Origin of the sequence: Microcoleus vaginatus FACHB-2002, from assembly GCF_040004035.1 — a bacterium.
GTDB lineage: Bacteria > Cyanobacteriota > Cyanobacteriia > Cyanobacteriales > Microcoleaceae > Microcoleus > Microcoleus vaginatus_C.
This window is the reverse complement of the sequence record NZ_JAMPLN010000017.1, coordinates 117,461-140,586: the sequence shown is the minus strand read 5'-3', so window position 1 is coordinate 140,586 and position 23,126 is coordinate 117,461. Positions and strand designations below refer to the sequence as shown.

17 protein-coding genes and 1 pseudogene are annotated in these 23,126 nt (G+C 46.4%); 7 read left to right on the top strand and 11 right to left on the bottom strand.

Translation table 11 applies throughout. The features are described 5' to 3' along the window. Window positions 1-113 precede the first annotated feature (113 nt). Window positions 114-350: pseudogene (locus tag NDI35_RS16345) on the top strand (transposase); the annotation flags it as partial. 338 nt (window positions 351-688) lie between these two features. After that, the gene (leuS, locus tag NDI35_RS16340) at window positions 689-3,247 is read left to right on the top strand and encodes a leucine--tRNA ligase (protein ID WP_445313660.1); all 2,559 of its coding nucleotides are present in this window, start codon (window positions 689-691) and stop codon (window positions 3,245-3,247) included. A 207-nt stretch (window positions 3,248-3,454) separates the two neighbouring features. Here the strand turns inward: leuS and NDI35_RS16335 are convergent, their stop codons facing one another. After that, entirely contained in the window at window positions 3,455-4,264 is an 810-nt protein-coding gene (locus NDI35_RS16335) for an SAM hydrolase/SAM-dependent halogenase family protein (protein WP_445313659.1), read from the bottom strand. An 18-nt stretch (window positions 4,265-4,282) separates the two neighbouring features. Here NDI35_RS16335 and NDI35_RS16330 point away from each other — a divergent pair, with 18 nt between their 5' ends. Then, complete coding sequence (locus tag NDI35_RS16330; RefSeq protein ID WP_445313658.1) at window positions 4,283-5,131, top strand: DUF3598 family protein; 849 nt, start codon at window positions 4,283-4,285, stop codon at window positions 5,129-5,131. Between the two features lie 278 nt (window positions 5,132-5,409). On the opposite strand, the gene NDI35_RS16325 is transcribed toward NDI35_RS16330, so the two are convergent. The 3 genes from NDI35_RS16325 to NDI35_RS16315 form a co-directional block, all read right to left on the bottom strand. Next, window positions 5,410-6,087 carry a GIY-YIG nuclease family protein gene (locus NDI35_RS16325; protein WP_445313657.1) on the bottom strand — a complete coding sequence of 226 codons (678 nt, stop codon included), beginning with the start codon at window positions 6,085-6,087 and terminating at the stop codon, window positions 5,410-5,412. A 143-nt stretch (window positions 6,088-6,230) separates the two neighbouring features. Further along, window positions 6,231-7,094 (bottom strand): aldo/keto reductase, encoded by an 864-nt coding sequence (locus NDI35_RS16320; protein ID WP_445313656.1) that lies wholly within the window; start codon window positions 7,092-7,094, stop codon window positions 6,231-6,233. A gap of 224 nt (window positions 7,095-7,318) precedes the next feature. Then, a complete protein-coding gene (locus NDI35_RS16315; RefSeq protein ID WP_445313655.1) occupies window positions 7,319-8,113 on the bottom strand; it encodes an ABC transporter permease in 795 nt (264 codons plus the stop codon). Window positions 8,114-8,560: 447 nt separating this feature from the next. Between NDI35_RS16315 and NDI35_RS16310 the strand changes: the two genes are divergently transcribed. Beyond that, window positions 8,561-9,634, top strand: coding sequence for a radical SAM protein (locus tag NDI35_RS16310; RefSeq protein WP_445313654.1), 1,074 nt, complete (start codon window positions 8,561-8,563; stop codon window positions 9,632-9,634). Between the two features lie 378 nt (window positions 9,635-10,012). Here NDI35_RS16310 and NDI35_RS16305 read toward each other — a convergent pair whose 3' ends face one another. The 3 genes from NDI35_RS16305 to NDI35_RS16295 form a co-directional block, all read right to left on the bottom strand. Continuing rightward, complete coding sequence (locus tag NDI35_RS16305; RefSeq protein ID WP_445313653.1) at window positions 10,013-10,159, bottom strand: hypothetical protein; 147 nt, start codon at window positions 10,157-10,159, stop codon at window positions 10,013-10,015. Between the two features lie 227 nt (window positions 10,160-10,386). Continuing rightward, a complete protein-coding gene (locus NDI35_RS16300) occupies window positions 10,387-10,557 on the bottom strand; it encodes a hypothetical protein (protein ID WP_445313652.1) in 171 nt (56 codons plus the stop codon). A gap of 320 nt (window positions 10,558-10,877) precedes the next feature. Then, window positions 10,878-11,072: a hypothetical protein gene (locus NDI35_RS16295; protein ID WP_445313651.1), complete on the bottom strand. Its 195-nt coding sequence runs from the start codon at window positions 11,070-11,072 to the stop codon at window positions 10,878-10,880. Between the two features lie 89 nt (window positions 11,073-11,161). Here NDI35_RS16295 and NDI35_RS16290 point away from each other — a divergent pair, with 89 nt between their 5' ends. Further along, window positions 11,162-11,356: a hypothetical protein gene (locus NDI35_RS16290; RefSeq protein ID WP_445313650.1), complete on the top strand. Its 195-nt coding sequence runs from the start codon at window positions 11,162-11,164 to the stop codon at window positions 11,354-11,356. Continuing rightward, window positions 11,341-11,673, top strand: coding sequence for a type II toxin-antitoxin system PemK/MazF family toxin (locus NDI35_RS16285; protein ID WP_445313649.1), 333 nt, complete (start codon window positions 11,341-11,343; stop codon window positions 11,671-11,673). The genes NDI35_RS16290 and NDI35_RS16285 overlap by 16 nt, the downstream gene beginning before the upstream one ends. On the opposite strand, the gene NDI35_RS16280 is transcribed toward NDI35_RS16285, so the two are convergent. From NDI35_RS16280 to NDI35_RS16265, 4 genes are all read right to left on the bottom strand, one after another. Next, window positions 11,664-11,816, bottom strand: a complete 153-nt coding sequence (locus NDI35_RS16280) for a hypothetical protein (protein ID WP_445313648.1) — start codon at window positions 11,814-11,816, stop codon at window positions 11,664-11,666. The two genes, NDI35_RS16285 and NDI35_RS16280, sit on opposite strands and share 10 nt — an antisense overlap. Window positions 11,817-11,931: 115 nt before the next feature. Continuing rightward, the gene (locus tag NDI35_RS16275; RefSeq protein ID WP_333071186.1) at window positions 11,932-13,521 is read right to left on the bottom strand and encodes a glycoside hydrolase family 57 protein; all 1,590 of its coding nucleotides are present in this window, start codon (window positions 13,519-13,521) and stop codon (window positions 11,932-11,934) included. 543 nt (window positions 13,522-14,064) lie between these two features. Next, window positions 14,065-17,241, bottom strand: a complete 3,177-nt coding sequence (locus NDI35_RS16270) for an EAL domain-containing protein (protein ID WP_445313647.1) — start codon at window positions 17,239-17,241, stop codon at window positions 14,065-14,067. Window positions 17,242-17,638: 397 nt separating this feature from the next. Next, window positions 17,639-20,914, bottom strand: coding sequence for a PAS domain S-box protein (locus tag NDI35_RS16265; RefSeq protein WP_445313646.1), 3,276 nt, complete (start codon window positions 20,912-20,914; stop codon window positions 17,639-17,641). A 542-nt stretch (window positions 20,915-21,456) separates the two neighbouring features. Here NDI35_RS16265 and gatB point away from each other — a divergent pair. Next, a complete protein-coding gene (gatB, locus tag NDI35_RS16260; protein WP_445313645.1) occupies window positions 21,457-22,959 on the top strand; it encodes an Asp-tRNA(Asn)/Glu-tRNA(Gln) amidotransferase subunit GatB in 1,503 nt (500 codons plus the stop codon). Window positions 22,960-23,126 lie beyond the last annotated feature (167 nt).

Genomic DNA, 23,126 nt, shown 5'->3' with positions numbered 1-23,126 from the left:
GATGTTCCCACCCCATATCCTGCTAACTATTAAATGTAGCTAAAGATTCCATCCTGTTTTGAATAATGTTTTTGGCTCTTGATCGCTACATCATACATCAATTCAGCAACGCCTTAGATTGTACCTTTGCAGAAGATGCCTGCCGGATTCGCTCTTTCCACAGTCCCCGGAATTTGGCTGTCCTGCGACGTATTGCGCTGAATGCCCTCAACTGCGAACCTACTTACAAACGTAGTCTTCGACAAAAAATGAAACGGGCAGCTATGGATAATGATTATCTGATTCAAATTATCAGTTCTTGTTTTCTTGACAAGATCTTAGATTCTTCGGATTCCTTTTGTCAAGCATGATTGAGACGCTCTTACCCTGCTGGGAATTAGGGTTATTTATTCTTTTAAAACTTACGCATCAAGACCAAAAAAACCGGGTTTTTTGCGGTTTTGCCGACTGTAACGAAGTCTGCTGGTAAAAACTCGGTTTCTGACCACCCGTGCGTAAGTCTTATTCTTTTCAGGGCGAACCGGGATATTTGGTCGATCGCCCCCCAGCTAAAATTACATATACTACAATATATAATACAGAGATTTGAGCCAAAATCCTTGGAGCTCAGAAAAATCAGAATCGAAGCCCCTTGAATGTGTAAAAATACTGAAGCAAACATTACTAAACCCTGCACGGAGCAATTGTTGTGGATTCCAGATATAACCCCCAATCCATAGAAGAAAAATGGCAGCAGACATGGGCTGAGCAAAACTTAGACCAGATGCCAGAAGATACCCAAAAGCCTAAATTTTATGCCTTATCCATGTTCCCCTACCCGTCGGGAAACCTGCACATGGGACACGTCCGCAACTACACAATCATCGATGTAATTGCCAGACTCAAGCGAATGCAAGGTTATCGGGTATTGAATCCGATGGGGTGGGACGCTTTTGGTTTGCCCGCAGAAAATGCCGCCATCGAGCGCGGAATTCCCCCGGCAAAATGGACGTATGAAAATATTGCCCAAATGAAAGGCTTATTTCGCCGTCTCGGCATTTCCTTTGATTGGACAAAAGAAGTTACAACTTGTTCTCCCGATTATTATCGGTGGACTCAATGGATTTTCTTACAATTTTTAGAAGCAGGATTAGCATATCAAAAAGAAGCGGCAGTTAATTGGGACCCGATCGACCAAACAGTCTTAGCAAACGAACAAGTAGATAACGAAGGTCGTTCCTGGCGTTCCGGTGCCAAAGTCGAGCGCAAATTATTGCGGCAGTGGTTCCTCAAAATTACCGATTACGCCGAACAGTTATTAAACGACTTAGACAAATTGCCAGATTGGCCAGAAAGAGTCAAATTAATGCAAGCCAACTGGATCGGCAAATCAGTCGGCGCTTACTTAGAATTTCCGATTGTCGGAATGAATGAAAAAATCGCCGTTTTCACCACACGTCCCGATACAGTTTACGGCGTCAGTTACCTTGTTTTAGCGCCGGAACACCCACTAACTCAGCGCGTGACAACGGAAGACAGAAAAGCCGCCGTAGAAACCTTCATCAAAGAAGTCGCCGCCCAAAGCGAGATCGATCGCACAGCCGAAGACAAACCAAAGCGCGGCATCCCCACAGGCGGCAAAGCAATCAATCCTTTCAACGGCGAAGAAATTCCCATTTGGATAGCCGATTATGTGCTGTACGAATACGGCACCGGCGCAGTCATGGGAGTACCCGCCCACGACACGCGAGATTTCAAATTTGCCAATCAGTATCAACTGCCAATTAAAGTAGTAATTGTGGATGATGATGAGATTCCGCTGACAGAAGCTTACACAGAACCAGGAATTATGATTAATTCCGAAAGCTTCAACGGCATGGATTCAATTAAAGGCAAAGCAGCGATTATTGACCATGCCCAAAATCAAGGTTATGGCAAAGCCAGAATCCAATACCGCTTGAGAGATTGGTTGATTTCCAGACAGCGTTATTGGGGAGCTCCGATTCCCGTAATTCACTGTCCCACCTGCGGAACTGTTCCCGTACCCGCATCGGATTTGCCCGTATTGTTGCCGGAAAATGTAGAATTTACAGGCAAAGGTTCGCCCTTGGCAAAGATGGAAGAATGGGTAAACGTTCCTTGTCCGAGTTGCGGCACTCCGGCGAAGCGAGAAACAGATACGATGGATACTTTTATCGATTCTTCGTGGTATTTCTTGCGCTATCCCGACGCTCAAAATCAAGAGCAAGTCTTCGACAGTGCGAAGACAAATGATTGGATGCCGGTAGACCAATATGTAGGCGGCATCGAACACGCAATCTTGCACTTACTGTATTCCCGGTTCTTTACAAAGGTTTTGCGCGATCGGGGTTTGATCAATTGTGACGAACCATTTAAACGCCTGTTAACTCAAGGCATGGTACAAGCAATGGCCTATAAAAATCCTGTTACTGGCAAATACGTTCCCCCAGCAGATATAGACCCCACACATCCAAAAGATCCTCAAACTGGCGAAGCTTTGGAAGTATTCTACGAGAAGATGTCCAAATCAAAATACAATGGTGTTGACCCCTTGGAAGTTATGGGCAAATATGGGGTAGATACGGCACGGATGTTTATTTTATTCAAAGCACCGCCAGAGAAGGATTTGGAGTGGGACGACGCTGATGTGGAAGGGCAATTTCGCTTTTTAAATCGCGTTTGGCGCGTGGTTACAGAGTTTGCTGGACGAGTCCCTGCCACCCCCGCTCAAGTAGGAGAAAATGCTGGATTAAGTAAACCTGAGAAGGATTTACGGCGGGCAATTCACACTGCAATTAAGGAAGTTAGCGACGATTTGGAGGGCGATTATCAGTTCAATACTGCTGTTTCGGAAATGATGAAACTCAGCAATGCTTTGAATGAGGCTAAATTTAAAGATTCGCCAGTTTATGCAGAAGGAATTAACACTTTGATTCGCTTACTAGCGCCTTTTGCGCCGCATATTGCTGATGAATTGTGGCACAATACTGGTAACAGTGAATCGGTGCATACGCAAACTTGGCCAAGTGTGGATGCTTCTGCCTTAATTACCGATGAAATTACTCTGGTAATTCAAGTTATGGGCAAGACTCGCGGCACAATTCAAGTACCTTCTGGTGCTGATAAAGCTGCCTTGGAAAAGTTTGCTCGCGAGTCGGAATTAGCCAAGCGTCACCTGGAAGGTAAGGAGATTAAAAAGGTAATTGTGGTGCCTGGAAAGTTGGTAAATTTCGTGGTAGCGGGATAAAGATGAGAAACCCGGTTTATTGAAGAAACCGGGTTTTTAATACTTGCATTTAAAAATTAGCCCCTCCAAAAATGAGTAATCTAAAAATTTCCCGACTATGACTTACGCACTCCGCCAAAGAAACCGGGTTTTTTAGGGAATCTGCTGCTTCTAACAAAGTATTTTCGTAAAAAACCCGGTTTCTGAGTACCCATGCGTAAGTCCTATTTAATTGTTAGTTTCAAAAAGCAATTGCACGATCGCTCCGCATTCCAATTTTAATAGAGATTGAGCGCTGCCGCCATTAACGGCAATTTCTACCCAACCGTCAGAACCAATTATGGCAATTAAATCGCCCGGTTGGCTGTCGCTGTAGGTTTTACCGCTGGCGATGCGAATTCCATCAGAACTATTGCTAATTGTCAATGACCAATTGTTACCTATAATGCAATTATTGGGGATATTAGTAATGAGATTGCCGAAGCGATCGACATATTGAATGCAGCCTGCTGCACCTGTGGCTGTAACGGCACAATTTGGTATCTCTAACTCGACTAAACTTGCAGGGTCGATGGCCTCTCCCAAGTCTTCCAAAGCCACCCCGTTCGCCAAGTGAGCGCCCGCTGCTGCAAAAATATCGCGACCGTGAAAAGTGCTGCTGGGTTGAGGTGTGCGCCAGTATTTAGGGTTGGTGAGTTCGACACAGGCGATCGCACTTTCCCGACTCAACACCCCGCTAAACAACCCGTTATCCGGCCCGACAAGAAAGCAATTAGTACATTTAATCGCAACCGGGCGTCTCTTGCTTCCCACCCCCGGATCGACGACAGCAACGTGTACGGTTTCCGGCGGAAAATAAGCAAAAGCAGTCATCAAACAAAACCTCGCGGCCGCAATATTTTGAGATGGTATTTGGTGCGTAATGTCAATGACTTTTAACTGCGGGTTAATTTGGGCGATCGCACCTTTCATCACTCCCACATAAACATCGCTTAATCCAAAATCCGTCAGCAGAGTTATAATTCTATGTTTAAACATATATCCAAAGGTAAAAACATGGTATCACAATGGGAAAACTTTCTGCAAAACTTGGGAGAATGGCACGGTTCCTTCACTCAGCTATCGCCGCGAGGAGAGGTACTTCAAGATATTCCTAGCATTCTTTCTCTCAAAGGTTTCAATGACAACAAAACTGTGCGATTGAATCTCCGTCGGTTTTACCCAAATCCTAGCGGTGTCGGCGAACCGGAAGTCAACGAACTTGTTCTAGAAATTCAAGCTTTGGGACGAGATACCCTATTTTTTGAGAATGGAGCTTTTTCTCTGGGTACTATTCAACTAGCGCCTTTTTCTGAGTGCGGTGCCGAGTTGGGTTTTATCTACAATTATCGCCGGTTGCGCTTCCCTATGATCTACAATACCGACGGCAATTTATCCAAAATTACCTTAATTCGGGAAAAGCAGCTTGATAAAAATGTCCCCGAACGTCCGCATTTAACTGTTGAGGATTTGCTGGGAGAGTGGCAGGGCGAAGCCGTGACAATGTATCCAGATGGGCGTTCTCCTGACATTTATTCAAGCAAAATGCAATTGCATTTAGAAAGTAGCGATCGCCTAGTGTATAAAATTACTTTTGGCAGTAATGCTACCGTTATCAGTTCTAGTGGCAGGATTGACGGTTCAGTTCTGCACTTTAACGAAGGTGCTTCACCCGTGCAAGTTTTGCTCCTTCCTGACGGCGGTTCTTGCACTTTACCTGTCAAGATTGAATTGGGAAAACCTATATTTTTCGAGGCCGGTTGGTTGGTAGAACCTGACTTGCGGTTTCGGATGATTCGCAGTTACAATGAGCGGGGTGAATGGGTGAGTTTGACTTTAATTAAAGAACGAAAAATTAGTCATTAATCCCGATCAGTTGTTGAGGATTAATATTGAGTCTTTGGGGCGGGCTAGGAGGGGAGCATCTCACTTTTGCAGCCAATCTAGAAATTGGAGTTAGGAGCCAGGATTCAGGAGTCAGGAGGAAACAGGAAGAAGGAAGCAGGAAGAAAAAGTGTTTTTACAAATATGAGATGCTCCCGGCTACAAGCCCACCCCACAATAAACTTGATGTATTGTGGAACGGGCATCTTGCCCGTTCTAAACATAGTACAAGATATCAGCACTAAAAACATTTTTCAGATTTAGGAACCGGACTTTGTTTCCTGGGTTTGCGATTGAATCACGGCACTCCAGTCATCATTGTTAACAGCAGCTTCCAAATCCTTAGCGCGTTCGCCCTCACTTTTGGCGGCTGTTTCTAACTCTTTGGTAAGAGTAGAATCTGCCATTGCTTTGCGTAATTTTAGCTTCTTTTCCTCATAAGCTTGTTGTTCCTCAGCAGACATAGCAGCGCGCGCTGCTTGGCCTACCGTAGCCGCCCACATTTCGCTTTCAGCACCGTTTCCAGGCGGAATGCTGCCAATTTCTGCTATCCAAGCATCCCGCAAACTTTCCATTTCTTCCCGCTTGGGGAATTTGAAAGTTTGCACGCGCAGGAAAGCACAATTTTCTGTGCCATTTTGGGCGATGTGACCGTTGAGTGAAAGCAAGATATTTCGCGAATAACCGATAAACTGAGTGTTGCGGGAAGTGTCCATTACAGCGTAAACGCCTGCGACTTTCGCGTTAGTTGCCAAATCGCGCCATGTATCGATCGACATTACTTGCGTGCCGTCATTTTCTAATTCAGAAATAGCGGCTGCTGCGCTGTGTTCTGAGTCGGAACTGTATAAAAAGTTGTGCAGTCCTTCATGGGCGACTGGTACGTTTTGATGTTCAATTGCTACGTCTCGATCGGCATTCACTTGATTAGCTTCCATAAAACCCAATTCCTCAAAAAATGTCAACTTTACTCATTCAATCCCACTTTCAGGGGCGGGCTTTCCGGCCCACCCCACAATAAAGTTCTGTTTGTGGAACAGGCCGGAAAGCCTGTTCTATTGTTTTTTTTGCCCTTATATACTTAACTTGCGGCAATTTGTTGCAATTCCTCGTCAGTCAATTTAACTTCGAGCGCCCCCACAGAGTCCTCAATACTCGATACTTTGGTCGCACCGGGAATCGGAACGACGCAGGGCGATTGAGCCATCAACCAAGCTAATACTATACAGTAAACTGAAACGTTTTTTTCTGCGGCTAATTTGGCGATCGCGGGTATATCTTGCAAGCTGGTGACGCGGCGACTTCCTCCCAAAGGACTCCAAGGAAAAAATGTCAGTTTTTCGGTTTCGCAATATTCCAGTACGCCGTCTGATTCTGGCTGCCTGTGCCAAGGATTATATTGATTCTGAACAGAGACAATTTCTACTGTATCGCGGGCGCGTTTGATTTGCTCTACAGAAAAGTTGGACACTCCAATAAATCGAATCATTCCTGCTTCTACTGCTTCTTTTGCGGGTGCTAGGGCTGCTTCGATGGTATAAGCGGGATCGGGCGAGTGATATTGCCAAAGGTCGATCGGTTCCTTGCCACCCAATGCTTCAAAACTTTCCCGAATTGTCTTGCGTAAATGATGGGGGTTGCCGTTGCGCGTCCAAGCACCTTGAGGCCGCATTAAGCCACCTTTAGTGGCCACAGTAACGGCCCTAACATCTCCGCTGTACTGTTGCAAAGCTTTGGCAATCAGGTGCTCGTTGTGGTGTTTGTCGGATTGATCTTGGCAGTAGGAATCTGCGGTGTCAATTAGGGTGACACCCAAATCGAGGGCCCGGTGAATTACCGCAATTGATTGCGATTCGGGCGGCCTGCCGCTTAAGGACATTGGCATACCTCCAAGACCGATCGCGCTGATAGTAAAATTACTGTTACCCAGTTTTTTTCTTTTCATTAGTTTGCCTGCGTTTGCGTGGTGTATTTCCAGTTTACATTTTAAGGATAGGTTGAAATCTTACATTTATTTAACTATCTAAGTAAATAGAAAAAATATTTTTTAGATAAGCTGTTTTGCCTTGAAAATGTATATTTCAATTCCCTATTCCACCCGTGTCAAATCCTCTCCCTCTCAAACATAATAGACAATATAGATGTGCTGCAGCTTACCTACCGACTTAACTAGCTGGAAGCGCTGGTGTAAAAGCGGAGTGCAAATTGCCAGAAGTAGCGCGAGAAATATAAAAGCCCGATCGCCAATATTCCCGCCCCTGCGAGCCAAACGATTTCACCTCTCCCCAGCATGGCTTCTGCAGGCACAGTCGTCAAGAAGGCAACGGGAACTACGAAAGTGAAGAAAAATCGATAAGCTGCGGGATAAGCTGCCATTGGAAATCTACCCGCTTCTAACAATCCTTTGAGGACTTCGGTAACATTGTAAATTTTGACAAACCAAATGCTGGTGGCCCCTAACATAAACCATATACTGTAAAGAGTAATAGTTCCGAATAACAGCGGTATTGCTGTTAAAAAATAGTTGCCGATTCCTACTCCCAATTTGTTGGCAGCATACAGCAGCAATACGGTGCCGAAGATTAAATCTGGGATTCCCCAAGGCGAAACTGTGTTTGCAGATAGCCAAAATTGGGAACTGATGGGTTTGAGGAGTACGAAATCGAGAGTACCTTGCTGGACTCGATCGACAATACGGCTGAGATTAGGGGCTAGAAACGTTGACGAAAACCCCTGCAAAATCGTGAAAATACCGAGTACAACTAAAGCCTCTTCCCATGAATAGCCCGCAAACCTGTAGCCAGTACGGTAGAACAAAAACAGCCCAAACAAGCTGCCCGCAAGATTTCCGAGGCTGCTGAGAGTCGCGAGGACAAAGTTGATTCGGTATTCTAGTTCCGCTGCGATCGCCGCACCCCAGAACAATTTCAGTACGTGCAAATATCGTCCCATGTTTGTCGCCATTTTTTGCCGTGTAAATACTTAAATTCGCATATTTTAAAGGTTGTGTGAAGTTAACTCCTGTACAGGCTGCTCATTTTACTATAACAATAAATTATTGATACCACTTACCTAAATAATTTTACTGAAAAACAGTATTAAGTTATTTCACAAATTTTAAACAGAAATTACAATTATTAATTTAAGTCAATCTTAAGCCCATATATTTTGGCAATTATTAAGCCGAATTCATGTTTTCACACAAAGTCTCGCTTAATTGATTGGAAATACTAATATGTTACAATTTTTAATATTATAAATATTTGAGAAACATCTAGGCATACCCAAACGGAACACTTAGGATGGTGCATACGTACTCAAAAGGAATACGTAATCAGCAATGCGTAATTATACGTACAAAAGAGGGTGCAAGAAATTGACTTAACTAACAACACGTAAGGAAAAAAAGACATGGATGCGTTAACATTGTCCAGGCTGGGAGTCAAGCACACCAAGAGTGCAGTAGCCGAATCGCTGCGGATCAATACAGGATACGACGTGACAAGCCCAGTCACTTTTTACGGGATTGTAAACGAGCGCTGCAATGTTAAATGCCGCCAGTGCGAGTATTGGCGGCTCAAAGAATATAAAGACGAAATGACGATCGAAGAATGGCAAAATGCCCTCTTAAGCGTCAAAGAATTTGTGGGCGAATTTTCAATCAACTTTAGCGGCGGCGAACCTTATATTAAAAAAGGTTTTCTAGACTTGCTGGCTTTTGCAAATAAAAATGGCATTCACGCCGGCGTCACCACCAACGGCTATTGCATGACCAGGGAAAACGCAGCCAAAACTGTCGCTGCTCGTCCTTTTAATGTGAATATCTCAGTTGACGGGCCGAATGCAGAACTGCACGATTATTTGCGGGGTCAACCGGGATTGTTCGATCGGCTTTCTAAAGGAATCGGCTATCTGCGCGAAGAACAAGAAAAACAGAACGTCTTGTTTCCGATCAACGTCAAACCGACGATGAACCGACTCAATTTCCGCCACCTCCCGGAAATAGTCACCTGGGCTCAGGGAATTGGGGCTACGACGGTGAACTTCCAACCGGTCAACCGCTGGACGCCAGAAACATACGAGGAATTGTGGATTGAAAAAGAAGACATGGAGGAATTTTCTCAAGTAATCGAGCGGCTAATTGAAATGAAGAACAACGGCGCTCCGATTATGAACAGCGATGAAGTGTTACGATTGATGATTCCTCACTTTGCCGAAGAAAAAGCTCCTGATTCAACTCGTCCTTGTCGTGTTGGACTGCGAAATTACTGGATAGATACGCGCGGCGATGTGAAATTGTGCGATGAGTTTCCCGTGATTGGTAATGTGAAAAACGCCAGCGCCCGCGAGATTTGGTACGGCGAAAAAGCTCAGGAAGTCCGCCGCGATACTTTGAATTGCGGCAAGCTTTGTCTGATTACTTGTGTTTCGCAAAAGACGATTTTGGACAAGGTGAAAATGGGGATGAAGTTATTAAAGAATTGAGGTTTGCTCAGTGTTAATATTGCTTTTGTTTAGGGTTGCCGGGTTTTATCAGAAACCCGGTTTTTTGTTTGATGAATTGTATTCCCGTTCGGTTTTGCGAAAGGACACGGCAATGCCGTTTCCCTACGAATACAATGTTTTGTATCAGTCGTAGGGTGCGTGATGGTGAAAAATCATTGCACTGCAGCCCTTTACTATTGACTGTCACGCACCCCTTTACCTGGGCAATATTTTTCTGACCAGTCGCAGGATTCTGGGGGATATTTTTGTCGCCAGCGATAGGATACCCAGTATCAGCAGGCCGAATATTAAACCGAAAAGCAAACTCCAGATAATCGTGGGGGTGAAGGGATGAAGCGGGAGGGAAAAATCTGGTTGCTATTTAATCGGTGTATCTTTGATTAGGAGATAGCTGGCCCAAAAGATTTGTTCGCAGCCGATCGCAGTTCCGACAAAAAAGATGATATTCTCAAGTTGGCGAGATCGCTTTTTCTCTTTGTCTTCGTTCTTCCTGCCGATTTCCATTTGTTCTCGATCGCGCTCTTTCTGCTATTGTTCCTTTTGCTTGTATAATTCTAGTTGTTGGCGATCGCGCTGACGTTCCCTCTCTTCCTGTTCCCGGTTCAATTCCACCTGTGCGATTTCCACCAGCCCGCGAATTGTGGATATTGTCTGCTAGAACAAATCTTGATTAGCAATCAGGTAGTTTAAGTATTTTTCAATTTGACTTTGATATTTGCGATCGCACAAACTCAGGAACTTCTGCAAAAACACCAGTTGCCGCCTTCAAGGGAAAAAATTTTGATTTTAGCATAAATTTCGATATAATTCTCCGCATTAATATCAACAGTATTGCTGTCTTCTCGCAAATGCCACAATTCCTTAGCATAATCCAATACTTGGCTTCTGATTTCAGCTAACAATTTTTTTAAGTTCGCTAGTTTAATTTCTCGATTTGGTTGCGCTTCAATTTGAGTGAATTCTGGCAGCTTTCTTTCTAATTGGCTGGCTATTTGCTGCCCTCGGCGATCGACCTTTCGATGTCAAAAAGAGCAATCGCCTGCGCGTGGAGAAAAAGAGATAAAGTGAGATCGACCTTCCCATCTCCAAAAAAGCGCTCGCGTGCGCGTTGAATTAGTAGGTTAGTCGATCGCACGAACTCTACTTTTGGCCAAACAAATAAGGCCGTTACCAACTAAAAGTTAAAATCTGTGTCAATCGGCAACTACTTACCGCGCCCTGGCTACAGTCTGCAAAGCCCAACGCTAAGCGAGTCGAGACAACTGGCGAGATCCATTTCAACGACAGCTTTGATGGGATACTCAATAGCCGCCGCGCTGGTAATGAGGGCGATGCGGATGCGATTTGGTAGGTAAGCGAGGATGGATTGAGCGTCAGCCGGAATTTGGCGGGCTGCTTGCGGTTGTCCGTCGGTCATGAAGATTGGGAGCGATCGCAACTGAGCGCTGCTAATCTCAAGGATGCTATCATAGATTAACAGTTACTATGTCTTTATAGGTAAATGACATGAACGCTAAAGAATTGCTCCTTAAAGAAGTGGATAATATTCCAGAATTTATATTAGAAGAAGTTTGGGATTTTCTGCAATTCCTCAAAGCAAAGTATGATAAAGAGAAGTTAGAAGCAAGCCTGCTCAGTGAATCTTCTTTGCAAAAAGACTGGTTAAAGTCAGAGGAGGATGAAGCATGGCACAATTTGTAAAAGGTGATGTGATAGTTGTTCCTTTCCCATTTTCCGATTTAACACAAGCCAAGCGCCGACCGGCTTTAGTCATAGCAACTTTGGCAGGAGACGATCTAATTCTTTGTCAAATTACTAGCCAGACGATCGCCGATCGCTATGCTATTACCCTTGAAAGTAGTGATTTTAACGAGGGCGGACTTAACCAAACTAGCAACATTAGACCTAATCGCTTGTTTACCGCTGACCGAGAAATTATACTTTATAAAGCTGGTAAGCTTAAACCTGAGAAGTTGAACGAGGCGATGGCTAAGATAGTTGAAATTATTCACCAGTAATTCTTTTTTGTCAAGCGTTCTTCTGCTTCAAAATGCTGTTTGACTACATTGTGTTGTGCGATCGCCTGTGCGTTGAGAAAAAGACATAAAGTGCGATCGACCTTTCCATCCCAAAATGCGATCGCACTCACACTCTCAACCAAAGCTCGCCCTTCTCATTCCACTCATGGCGATCGCCGCATCACCTATAATTTTAATTAACATCCTGTCCCTCCCTTAAGCAGGGCTGGGGGGACAGGATGAAAGGGGAAACGAGACTTAAAGCGATCGATAAACGCGATAGTTAATTTCAGGGAAAATATTATCAATCTCCTCAACCTTCTCCAACCAACCCGAATCAACTTTCCCTTCTTTCACTTCATCGTAAAGCTTGTGAAAGCGCATTAAGTGCGATCGAGTCCGGCGCACTGCATAGGGCACCATCGTTCCTGTACGCATGATAAATGCCCAGTCAGAAGATTGAGCTAGCAGCACTTCCCGCGCCGCCTGGTTCAAAGCCCGCCACTGCAATTCATCCGCAGGTTCCATGCTTCCCAACTCAATCATCCGTTCCGCAGCTTTGTGCAAGTGCGGGTAAATCCAAGCATTGGTATCGTTGAGCCAATATTCGTGGAAACCCCGGAAACCCCAGCTAGACTGAGACGGGCGGCACACTTGCTGAGTCGGATTTCCCCGCAAATAATCGGCTAAGTGCGTCATCTCATAGGTATTTTGGTCGTACCAACTCTTGCGGAACAGGTAATCTAAGAACCAAGGCCCTTCGTACCACCAGTGACCGAAAAGTTCGGCGTCGTAAGGCGAAACAATAATCGGCGGACGCTGCATAATGCCGTTGAGGTGTTCGACTTGGCGTTCCCGGTTGAAAGCAAAGTTGCTGGCGTGTTCGGCTGCTTTTTCCCGTGCCCAGTAAGGATCGTACAACTGTTTATCGCCTAAACCCAATCCGCGACCGGTGATTTTGTGATATTTAATCCCGGTATTTTTCCGCTGTCCGTTGGGCATGATGTAGGGCTTAATGTAATCGTAGTCAGCTTCCCAGCCCAAATCTTTGTAGAATTCGCGGTATTCGGCGGCCCCTGGATAGCCGACTTCGGAAGACCAAACCTGCTGCGAGGATTCGTGATCCCGGCCGAAGGCTGCGACTCCGCATTCGGTGAAAATTGGGGCGTAGCTGCCGTAGCGGGGACGCGGGCGGGCGTAGAGGATGCCGTGACCGTCTGTGAGAAAGTAGCGGAGGCCGGCGTCGGCTAACATCCGCTCTAAACCTTCGTAGTAGGCGCATTCGGGCAGCCAAATTCCTTTTGGTCGGCGGCCGAAGTTTGCTTCGTAATTGTCGCAAGCTACTTGAATTTGTGCCCAAACTGCTTCGGGGTACATTTTCATCAGCGGTAGGTAGCCGTGGGTGGCGCCGCAGGTGATGATTTCGAGGTTGTTGGTATCTTGGTGTTCTTTGAAGGCTTTGACTAAATCTCGATCGTACTTTTCCCAAAAGTTGCGAACTTGAGAGAAATGGGTGGCGTAATGTTCTGCTAAATAGCGGAGGTGACCGTTTCCGCTGTTGTGTTCGATTTCGAGATCCGCTAATTCTTCGAGTTTAGCCAAGTGGTCGTCGAAGCGGTCTTGCAGCAAGGGGTCGCGCAGCATGGCAACCAAGGGCGGCGTCATGCTCATGGTAATTTTAAAGTCGATGCCGTCGCGCTTGAGCCCTTCAAAGACTTGCAGCAGGGGAATGTAGGTTTCTGCGATCGCCTCAAACAGCCATTCTTCTTCTAAAACGTAGTCGCTTTCGGGGTGGCGGACAAAAGGCAAGTGGGCGTGGAGAACGAGTGCGAGGTAGCCAATAGTCATAAAAAAATTCGGTAAGTGGGAAACGAGCGTGTCTTTAGACCTGAGAGGGAAACGGCTAGGCGGTTTCAACCGCCGTGAATCTTTCCATTACACGGGGATTGCTAGATGGGAGTGTACTTTTGTAATGTACTTTCAGTGGGACAATTACCACATCCAACCTCGCAACAGGCGATCGCATAATGTTCGCTCCTTTATGAGCCTCTATGAGAGGGGTAATGTTAGCTTGCGCCTTCGTTAACAGCCGCTACTATATCTAGGAAACTGATTTAACCCAATAAGTCTGTTTAATCCTAAATTTCGCTTGGCAAGGAACTAGCGAGAGCATTCCCTGGTAGGTCTTTAACTCTTACCGTTAACGTAGTACGCAGGTACGCCTCTGGTCAACTATGGTTTAAGTCTTAGGCCCGAAGCAAGCGTGTCTTGAGATCCGGGTCGTTGACAGTGATTTGGATGCCGTACTTATTAACTGACGCCATTTAGGGACAGCTTTAAAATATTTTAAGATTTTATGCTGAAACGGGACTCACAAAATGCCGTGTTTTTTTAATGGCCTTTCTCTAACAAACTAAATGTCAGCAAATTCTGATTTTCTCCTTGCTGTCGGATTAAGGCTGCTGCTGTTTGAGAGTCTACTGGCTTTGAGAAAAAGAATCCTTGGGCGTACTCACATTTTAACCCTTTTAGTATAGATAGTTGCGAGGCTTCTTCGACTCCTTCGGCTACTACATCCATGCCTAAATTGTGGGACAAAGTGACGATCGACCGCACAATTTCTGTGGGGTCAATGCCTCCTTTACTGAAATCGAACTCACCTCCCATCCTGCTAACAAAAGAGCGGTCTATTTTTAAGGTATTGGTGGGGAAGCGGTGCAGGTAGGAGAGCGAGGAATAGCCGGTGCCGAAGTCGTCAATGCACAAGTGTATGTTTCGGGTTCTGAGCTGTACCAGCATTGCTGTTACTGATTCGGAATTTTCTATGAGTACGCTTTCGGTAATTTCTAGTTTTAAACTGCTGCCGTCGAGGTGAGTTTCTGCGAGAACTTGGTCGATGTATTCGATTAAATCTGGCTGAGAAAACTGTTTGACAGAAATGTTGACGCTAACGCTCAAGGGGGGGTGGTTGGGAAATAGCTGCTGCCACTGGCGGATTTGGTGGCAAGCTGTGCGGAGTACCCAGCGGCCGAGGGGTACGATCAAGCCGGTTTCTTCGGCGATGGTGATGAATTCGCCGGGGGAAACTAAGCCGCGTTCTGGATGCTGCCAGCGCACTAGGGCCTCAAAACTGGTAATTGTGTTAGTGGCGATCGACACGATCGGCTGGTAGTGAATAATAAACTGGGGCGCTGGGGATAAGGGAGGTAAGGCTGATTCGTGGGATGGCGGAAAGTCTTCTTCTCTGACCGGCTCTCTAATTGATTCGATCGCCCGCCGCAGGTCGTTTTCTAGCTGCAACAGCCGCAAAGCGTGGGCGTGCATGGAACTGTTGAAAACTTCGTGTCGGGCTCTGCCGAGTTCTTTGGCGCGGTACATTGCTGTGTCGGCGTCGCGCAGCAGGGTTGTCGGTTCCACGTATTCGCCAGAACTCAAAGCTATGCCGATGCTGGCGGTGATAAATACTTCGTGTCCGTCTAGAAGGAGAGGGGAGGTGATTTTCTTTTGCAGGCGGTTGACAATGGTGGTAGCTTCATTGATGCCCTCGATGTCTTCTAGCAACAGCACAAACTCGTCTCCTCCGAGGCGGGCCACTGTATCTCCGGGCCTCAGACAAGCTTCCAGACGCCGCGCGATCGATACTAGCAATTGATCGCCGATGGCGTGGCCGAGGGAATCGTTGACTACTTTAAATCTATCTAAATCGAGAAACAGTACGGCAAACAAGTAGTCTTTGCGGCGTTTTGCCAGCCTCAGAGCGTGTTCGAGCCGATCGGTAAATAGCGATCGGTTGGGCAATCCGGTGAGGGCGTCGTGAAAAGCATCGTGCAGCAGTTGTTCTTCGGCGAGTTTGCGCTGAGTGATGTCGTGACAGTTAATCACGATTCCCTCGACTGCGGGATCGTACAGCAAGTTGGTGGCTACAGCTTCTACATAACACCAGGAACCGTTGCGGTGGCGGACTCGGTACTCAACAGGGGACTGGCTTCTTTTGGGGTTTTCAATGGCTTTGTGGAGGGTTTCGGTGATCGTGGCGCAGTCGTCGGGGTGAACTATTTCTAAGGCGCTGCGGCCGATCGCCTGGTGGGGCGGGTATCCTAAAATTCGCTTGACGGAAGGGCTGATGTAGCGGAAAATTCCTTCGGCGTCGAGAATGATCGTGATGTCTGTGGCATTTTCTATCAGCGAGCGAAATCGCTGTTCGCTTTGGCGCAGTGCTGATTCTGCTTGTTTGCGATCGCTGATGTCCAGGGCTACTCCGTCTATAATTACGTCGCCGTTTTCGTTTTTGGAAAATTTAGCGCTGTCTTGCACCCACTTGACCTCCCCAGATCTCAGAACGATGCGGTACTGGCGATCGCACGGCAAAAGACTCGCTCTCGATGCTGCTACCCTGCTGTCACACGAGCTTTTGTCCTCTGGATGGATGATTTCTGTCAAGAGTTCCGGGTGCGAAATCACTTCTTCGGCCCCGAACCCAGTAACTTCGCGCACGCCCGGACTGATGTAGGGCAGGGAAATTGTGCCATCTGGATGCAGCACAGTGCGGTAGACTGAGCCGGGAATGTTGGCTGCCATTGTGGCTAGCTGCTGCTGGATGCCGCAGACTGCTGCTTCGGCCCGCTTGCGTTCTGCAAGCTCGGTTTGGGCTTGTTGGTAGAGTTCGGCTTGGTGGATCGCGATCGCGCACTGATCGGCTATGGCTTTGAGTAGCGACAGTTCTTCTGCGCTCCAAGAGCGCGCCCGATCGCACTGATAGAGGCTAATTCCTCCCAAAAATGACTGCTGGTAGAGCAGTGGGGCGATCGCGACGGAGCGAAACCCTACCAACCCTGCTGATTCTTGCAGTGACGGGCACAGTGTCGATAACTCGTCGATGATCAGGGTTTCCCCAGCCGCGAGCCCGGATCTGTAGTGCTCGGCCACTTTGCAATTTAACCCGACGAACCGTTCTTTGTCGGCTGCTTTGCTGATGTAGCGAATTGTGATGCCGCCTTCCTCAGCATCTGGCTGCAAGATGGCGCAGGCGCTGATGTCTAAAGCTTCGTGCAGTTGATCTGCGGTGGTTTGCAGCACTTCGTCGAGTACAAGGGTGAAGCGCATGGCTTGGAGGATGCGGTTGACGATCGCTTCTCGCTGAGCTTGCCGCTGAATTTGGGCGATCGCTTCTTGTTGCTGGCGCCGCATTTTGTATTCTTGGAGCGATCGTTCTAAAACTGTGGGCAACCTAAACAGCCGCCCTTTTAATACGTAATCGGTCATTCCGGCTTTGATGCACTCAACAGCCGCTTCTTCTCCCAAACTTCCCGTTACTAAAATTAAGGGTATGTCTTGCCCTAATTCCTGCATTAATTTCAACACTTCTAAACCGTTGAAACCGGGGAGGCGGTAATCTGAGAGTACAGCATCGTACTTGCAATTTTCGAGCAGTTTTCTGCACTCTGTTGCTGTTTCTGCCGTGTCGCACTTAAAATTTACCCCCCCCGCTTCTAAGGCGAGCACTATTAATTCCATATCTTCTGCCATGTCTTCGATAATCAACAAGTTTAATGTTGATTCCGCTACCATTTTTAGTAGATAGTTGGTCTGATTTATATCTAACATAAGGTATTGGGGAGGTTTTCAATTGGTTATTCGTGTTGTTGCTAGTAATTTATTAGACGGAATTTGATTGTTAATTTTATCTCGATATTTTTAGCAAAATCAATTATATACTCTACTCTCAAAACTTTTATTGAGTATCGGCCGTCGAGGGCTGACAGAACCGATTGGGGATCATCCCAATTTTTTACAGAGCGTTTTTTAGGAGTACGAGCATCTTGCACTGCCAAGCCTAGATCTTTCGCTTCCATCCCTGACAGTGAACATTCCTGTCACACCAAAATTCTGATGCTCTCACGGATTGTGACTTATTTAAGTGTATAAGAGTTTTAAATTCAGAATTTAAAACTCTTATACACTTAACTTATGAATCTATATTACCGTTTGAGATTGTTTGCCCTAGTTTAAAGTAAAAGGTGGCTCCTTGACTAGGTAGGCTTTCGGCCCAAACGGTGCCGCCGTGGCGGTGAATAATCCGCTGGACGATCGCCAAACCGATGCCCGTACCTTCAAATTCTCTCTGGGAGTGCAGCCTCTGAAAGGCTGCAAACAGGCGATCGGCATATTCCATCGGAAAACCCACCCCGTTATCCTTGACAAAAATCGTCCCATCAGGTAAACCCTCAATAACTATTGTAGCCGGAGTGCGTCCGCGGCTGAACTTGACGGCGTTGCTAATCAAGTTGCTGAACACCTGTTGCAGCAAGGTTGGATCTCCCATTACTGTCGGCAAATCTCCGACGGCAAATTCAACGCTGTGGGGAGTTTGGGCCGGATCTGCGACGGTTGGGGGTTTAGTCAATTTAATCGCATTTTGTACCAAACGGCTCAGATCGATCGGAATTTGCCTCAACTCGGTGCGACTCACCCGCGACAGGGCGAGCAAACCGTCAATCAACAGGCTCATTTTTTGGCTGCTGTCTTCAATTATTTCCATATAGTGAACTATTTTGCGATCGCTCAAAGCCTCAGTTAATTCTAGCCGCTGCTTCAACGCTTCTACAAAACCTGAAATGTGTCGCAAAGGTGCGCGCAAGTCGTGGGAAACTGAGTAAGAAAAAGATTCTAATTCTTGATTGGCAGCTTCTAATTGCTCTGTGCGTTCTGACAAAGCTTGTTTTGTCTCTACCAACTCAGTGATATCGCGAGAAGTGCCAATTAAAGCATAAACCTCGCCGTCTAGATTTCTCAGCGGAATTTTAAAAGTATCGTAGTAGGAATGGCAACCGGAAATTACTAATTTTTCCTGAAAGTGCAGAGTTTCGCCTGTTTCAAATACCTGCAAATTTTCCCGGCAAAATCGTTTTGCGAGTTCGTCCGAAAAACATTCAAAAACTGTTTTGCCCTGCATGTCTTTGCTGCTTTTGAAGCCGCACATTTTGGCAATAGTTTTGTTAACAAAAGACAAGCGCATATTGTCCCGTTCTACAACATAAATGCAGTCCGGCAAAGCATCAAAAAATGTTTCTAATTCTGCTGTACGCTGGGCGACTTGAGCTTCTAAAGTTTCGTTGAGTTCTTTGAGTTCTGCTTCGGCTCGTTTGCGTTCAGTGATATCTTGACCGATGCCGATACACCTGCCGTCGGAAAGGCGAACATTTGCCCAAGAAGTGTCGATAATTCGCCCGTCTCTAACTTTTGTTTTGAAGTCGCTCCACTTCTCATTTGCTGCTTGGATTTCATCCAAAACGTATTGACGGTATTCTGGCTGCGGATAAAATTCGGTCCAGATATCGCGGTCTTTAGTTTCTGCCAAACTCCAGCCGAGCACTTGTTCCCAGTGGCGGTTTACCCAGTTTATTTGACCGTTCTTGTCGAAGAATGCGAGCATGATCGGCACGTTGTCGAATATAGTTTGCAGCAGTTCTTTTTGCTGTTTTAATGATTCTTCGGCTTGTTTGCGATCGGTGATGTCGAGTACGGAACCGATAATTTGCCTCATTTGTCCGTCTGGGGTTCTTGTGAAGATTGTAGAGCGATCGTGCACCCAGCGCCATTCCCCATTTTTGTGTTTAATTCTGTAGTCTCTGTCATCCGTTTCATAGGGATTGCTGCTGTGTTTTAGTCGCTCCATACCTGTAATTAGCTTTAACAGCTCCTCGGGATGAACTAAGTTAGCGACAGCATCTATACCAAAATCTTGCCATTCTTTGGCAGTGTAGCCGAGTATGGCTGTGACCGATTCATTTGCATAAATATTTTTGTTTTCTACGGCATCGTAAATGTAAAGAAAGTTGGGGATAGTTGTCAGGATACTCTCTAAAAGTTGTTGATGTTTTTGCAGTTCCGATTCTGCCTGTTTGCGCTCGCTTAAGTCCAGCACAAAACTGACGCCTAACTGCTTCGTCCCTTCTAAAAATGTGCTGCCCAACATTACCGGAACGCGGCTACCATCGGAGCGTATAAATTCTTTTTCAAAGGGAACAACCGTATTTCTAGCCTTCAGTTCGGCAACTTTTTCTGTATCTAAACGCACGTATTCTGGTGGTGTCATTTCTTGCCAATTAACTTTTCCGGCAAGCAGCTCGTCCCGCGTATAATTTACCGTGTTTAAAAAAGCGGCGTTGGCATCTGTAATGCTGCCGTTAAGATCCCAAAAAATTAAGCCGATCATGTTAGAATCAACTACGGCTTTAAATTTGGATTCGCTTTGTCGCCACTGCGATTCGACTTGTTTTAGTTCTGTAATATCGCGGGCGATGGACAAAACTGTTTCTACTGAATTGTCTTCAGCAAACTCGGGAATGACTCGACAGTGGTAATGTTTTATGCCCTCAGTAGTGGGAAACTCAAATTCTATGGTTTCTTGTTTGCCGGTGCCAAAAACTTTCAGAAAAGCCTCATCCCACAGGTTGCACAAGTGCGGCGGCATTCCTGATTCTTGGTTGGTTTTGCCAATCAATTTGGCGGCGGGTTTTCCAATTGTTGATTCTACTGCTGGGTTGATGTAAAGGAGGCGTAGTTTGCGATCGAACCGGGCGATGATATCGGTCGCATTTTCCGCTAGGGTGCTGAAAGCTTGTTCGCGCCGGTGCAGTTCTTCTTGAATGCGGTGGCAATCGGTTATGTCTCTGCCAAAAGATAGAATTGAAACTACTGTTCCCGATTCATCGATGAGTGCAGAATTGTACCATTCGCAGTAAATTATCGAGCCATCTTTGGTATAGTTGCGGTTGCGGCAAACGTTGCGGGTTTCTCTGCTGTCTAACAGTTGATTTGTGACGGCGCACACTTGCTCGAAGTCTTCTTGATGAACTATTGACCATTCGTGCCAGTATTGGCCAATTACTTCTGCTGCACTCCAGCCAAATATTTGTTCTGCCATTGGCGACCAGCGCACTACCCGAAATTCTTTGTCCCACTCTACAACTGCCATTGGGGAGTTTTCTAGGTGAAATTCCCGCCGCGAGTTGGCTTTTTTTATTTGAGTTTGAAGTTGCTGGCGGAGTTGCTTCGCCTCGGCCAAGCGATCGCTAATTTCCTGTGTGTTTGCTGAGCCTGCGTTGGCGATGTGAGCAATGATTTCTGCTATTTGTTTTTCGAGTTCGTGCCAAGCGAGTTCGAGGGCTGATTCGGCCTGCTCTAGCTCAGTGGTGCTGTTCTGAAACAGTGTGGCACTTTCAACTGGAATTTCAGGCATAGTTTTGACACTTAGGCAAGTGTTACTTTGAGAATTCAAAATTAAAGGTTAAAAAATAAAAATATGTAATTTCCTGTTAAATTATACATTTTTAATTTTTAGTCTGTGCGTGGAGCCGATCGTTGGAGGCGGGCGGCGTTATTAAAGACTGCCAGTCAAAGGATTTGGGGTGCAGATTGATTAGCAATTGTGGTGGATCGATCTAAAACTCTCCTGGGTAAGGGAAGGGTGCGGGCAGGAGCAGGCCCTAAGTATATTTTTGCACAGAGTTGTTGTTTGGGGGCGATCAAAAGGAGATCGGCGTGGCTGCGGGCTTGGGTCGATCGCGAATCTGTAGCAGGGTGTTGCGTATGCAGAACCCCATTTGTCTCAACTAAACACGCTTTCTCAAAGTCCGGCAGGGGTTAAAACCTGCCGAACTAAGGGTTTGACGCGCTGGTTGACACCAATGAAAGCCCCCCTACCTACAAATAATCTCCCATCAGTTTGGTCAATAAAAAGCTAAAATAAAATCTAAAGTTATTCAGTCTTTAAAATTGCTTATGACTGCTGCTGCACCCTCTTCGATAAAAAACCGAACTCAGTACGAAGCCATTATCGGTCTCGAAACTCATTGTCAATTGAGTACGAATACTAAAATTTTCTCCAGTTCTTCTACAGAATTTGGCAATGCTCCAAATACTAACATTGACCCAATTTGTATGGGAATGCCTGGAGTGTTACCAGTATTAAATCAAAAAGTTCTGGAGTATGCGGTGAAAGCAGGGCTGGCTCTCAACTGCGAAATCGCACCTTACAGTAAGTTTGACCGCAAGCAATATTTCTATCCCGATTTGCCGAAAAATTATCAAATTTCTCAGTTCGATTTGCCGATCGCTACTAACGGTTGGCTAGAAATTGAACTGGTGGACGAGAAGGGAAATTCTACTAGAAAAAAAATCGGGGTCACTCGCTTGCACATGGAGGAAGATGCCGGAAAATTGGTTCACGGCGGCAGCGATCGGCTGAGCGGTTCAACTTATTCCATGGTCGATTACAACCGCGCAGGTGTGCCTCTAATAGAAATTGTTTCGGAACCGGATTTGCGATCTGGCGCGGAAGCTGCCGAATACGGTCAAGAATTGCGCCGGATCGTGCGTTACATCGGTGTTGGCGACGGGAATATGCAGGAAGGTTCGCTGCGGTGCGACGTGAATATTTCGGTGCGCCCCGTTGGCCAAAAAGAGTTCGGCACGAAGGTGGAAATTAAAAATATGAACTCTTTTAATGCGATCGAACGGGCGATCGATTATGAGATCGAGCGGCAAATTCAAGCTGTGGAAAATGGCGAAACCATCGTCCAAGAAACGCGGCTTTGGGATGAAAACAAGCAGTGTACTTTCAGTATGCGGGTTAAGGAAGGTGCAAGCGATTATCGGTATTTCCCGGAACCAGATTTGCCTCCGATCAAAGTTTCGACCGAGCAATTGCAGGATTGGAAAGCTCAACTGCCGGAATTGCCGGCAATGAAGCGCCATCGCTACGAAACTGAGCTGGGTCTTTCTCCCTACGACGCGCGGGTGCTGACTGACGACAAAGCGGTGGCGGAGTATTTTGAAAAATCGATCGCCGCCGGTGCTGTGGCTAAACAAGCTGCGAATTGGGTGATGGGCGATATAACTGCTTATCTGAAAAATGAAAAACTGGCGATCGCAGAAATTCCTTTCCAACCGCAGGATTTAGCCGAACTGCTGGCGCTAATTGAGGCCGGTACGATCAGTGGCAAAATCGCTAAGGATATTTTGCCGGAATTGCTGGCAAACGGTGGTTCGCCTCAGAAGTTCGTTGAGAGCAAGGGTTTGATTCAAATTTCGGATACTGGGGCGATCGATCAAGCTATCGATGCCGTGTTAGCCGCCAATCCCAAGGAGCTCGAACAGTACCGAGCCGGTAAAACTAAGCTGCTGGGCTTTTTTGTCGGCAAGGTGATGAAGGAAACGGGCGGCCGGGCTGATCCCAAACTGACCAATGAGCTGCTGGCGGCGAAGCTTAACGGCCCAGGCTAAGCAGTTATTAAGGGGGGCGTGTAGCGGATACAGCGGCGGGCGATCGGTTTTTCCTGAACTCGCCCTTCTCGCGGGATCGTAACTTTATAATTAATCTACATTTCTTTACAACATCTTCACGTTTGGGGGTGACACCCCTCATCCCTATCGTGTTATATTGTGTTATG

Excerpts from the sequence above, each read along its gene's own strand:
- NDI35_RS16315 (WP_445313655.1), bottom strand. The coding sequence starts at position 8,113 with ATGGCGACAAACATGGGACGATATTTGCACGTACTGAAATTGTTCTGG.
- NDI35_RS16335 (WP_445313659.1), bottom strand. The coding sequence starts at position 4,264 with ATGTTTAAACATAGAATTATAACTCTGCTGACGGATTTTGGATTAAGC.
- NDI35_RS16265 (WP_445313646.1), bottom strand. The coding sequence starts at position 20,914 with ATGCCTGAAATTCCAGTTGAAAGTGCCACACTGTTTCAGAACAGCACC.
- NDI35_RS16295 (WP_445313651.1), bottom strand. The coding sequence starts at position 11,072 with ATGACCGACGGACAACCGCAAGCAGCCCGCCAAATTCCGGCTGACGCT.
- NDI35_RS16305 (WP_445313653.1), bottom strand. The coding sequence starts at position 10,159 with ATGGAAATCGGCAGGAAGAACGAAGACAAAGAGAAAAAGCGATCTCGC.
- NDI35_RS16270 (WP_445313647.1), bottom strand. The coding sequence starts at position 17,241 with ATGGTAGCGGAATCAACATTAAACTTGTTGATTATCGAAGACATGGCA.
- NDI35_RS16310 (WP_445313654.1), top strand. The coding sequence starts at position 8,561 with ATGGATGCGTTAACATTGTCCAGGCTGGGAGTCAAGCACACCAAGAGT.
- NDI35_RS16325 (WP_445313657.1), bottom strand. The coding sequence starts at position 6,087 with ATGGAAGCTAATCAAGTGAATGCCGATCGAGACGTAGCAATTGAACAT.
- NDI35_RS16285 (WP_445313649.1), top strand. The coding sequence starts at position 11,341 with ATGGCACAATTTGTAAAAGGTGATGTGATAGTTGTTCCTTTCCCATTT.
- NDI35_RS16330 (WP_445313658.1), top strand. The coding sequence starts at position 4,283 with ATGGTATCACAATGGGAAAACTTTCTGCAAAACTTGGGAGAATGGCAC.
- NDI35_RS16290 (WP_445313650.1), top strand. The coding sequence starts at position 11,162 with ATGAACGCTAAAGAATTGCTCCTTAAAGAAGTGGATAATATTCCAGAA.
- gatB (WP_445313645.1), top strand. The coding sequence starts at position 21,457 with ATGACTGCTGCTGCACCCTCTTCGATAAAAAACCGAACTCAGTACGAA.
- NDI35_RS16275 (WP_333071186.1), bottom strand. The coding sequence starts at position 13,521 with ATGACTATTGGCTACCTCGCACTCGTTCTCCACGCCCACTTGCCTTTT.
- NDI35_RS16320 (WP_445313656.1), bottom strand. The coding sequence starts at position 7,094 with ATGAAAAGAAAAAAACTGGGTAACAGTAATTTTACTATCAGCGCGATC.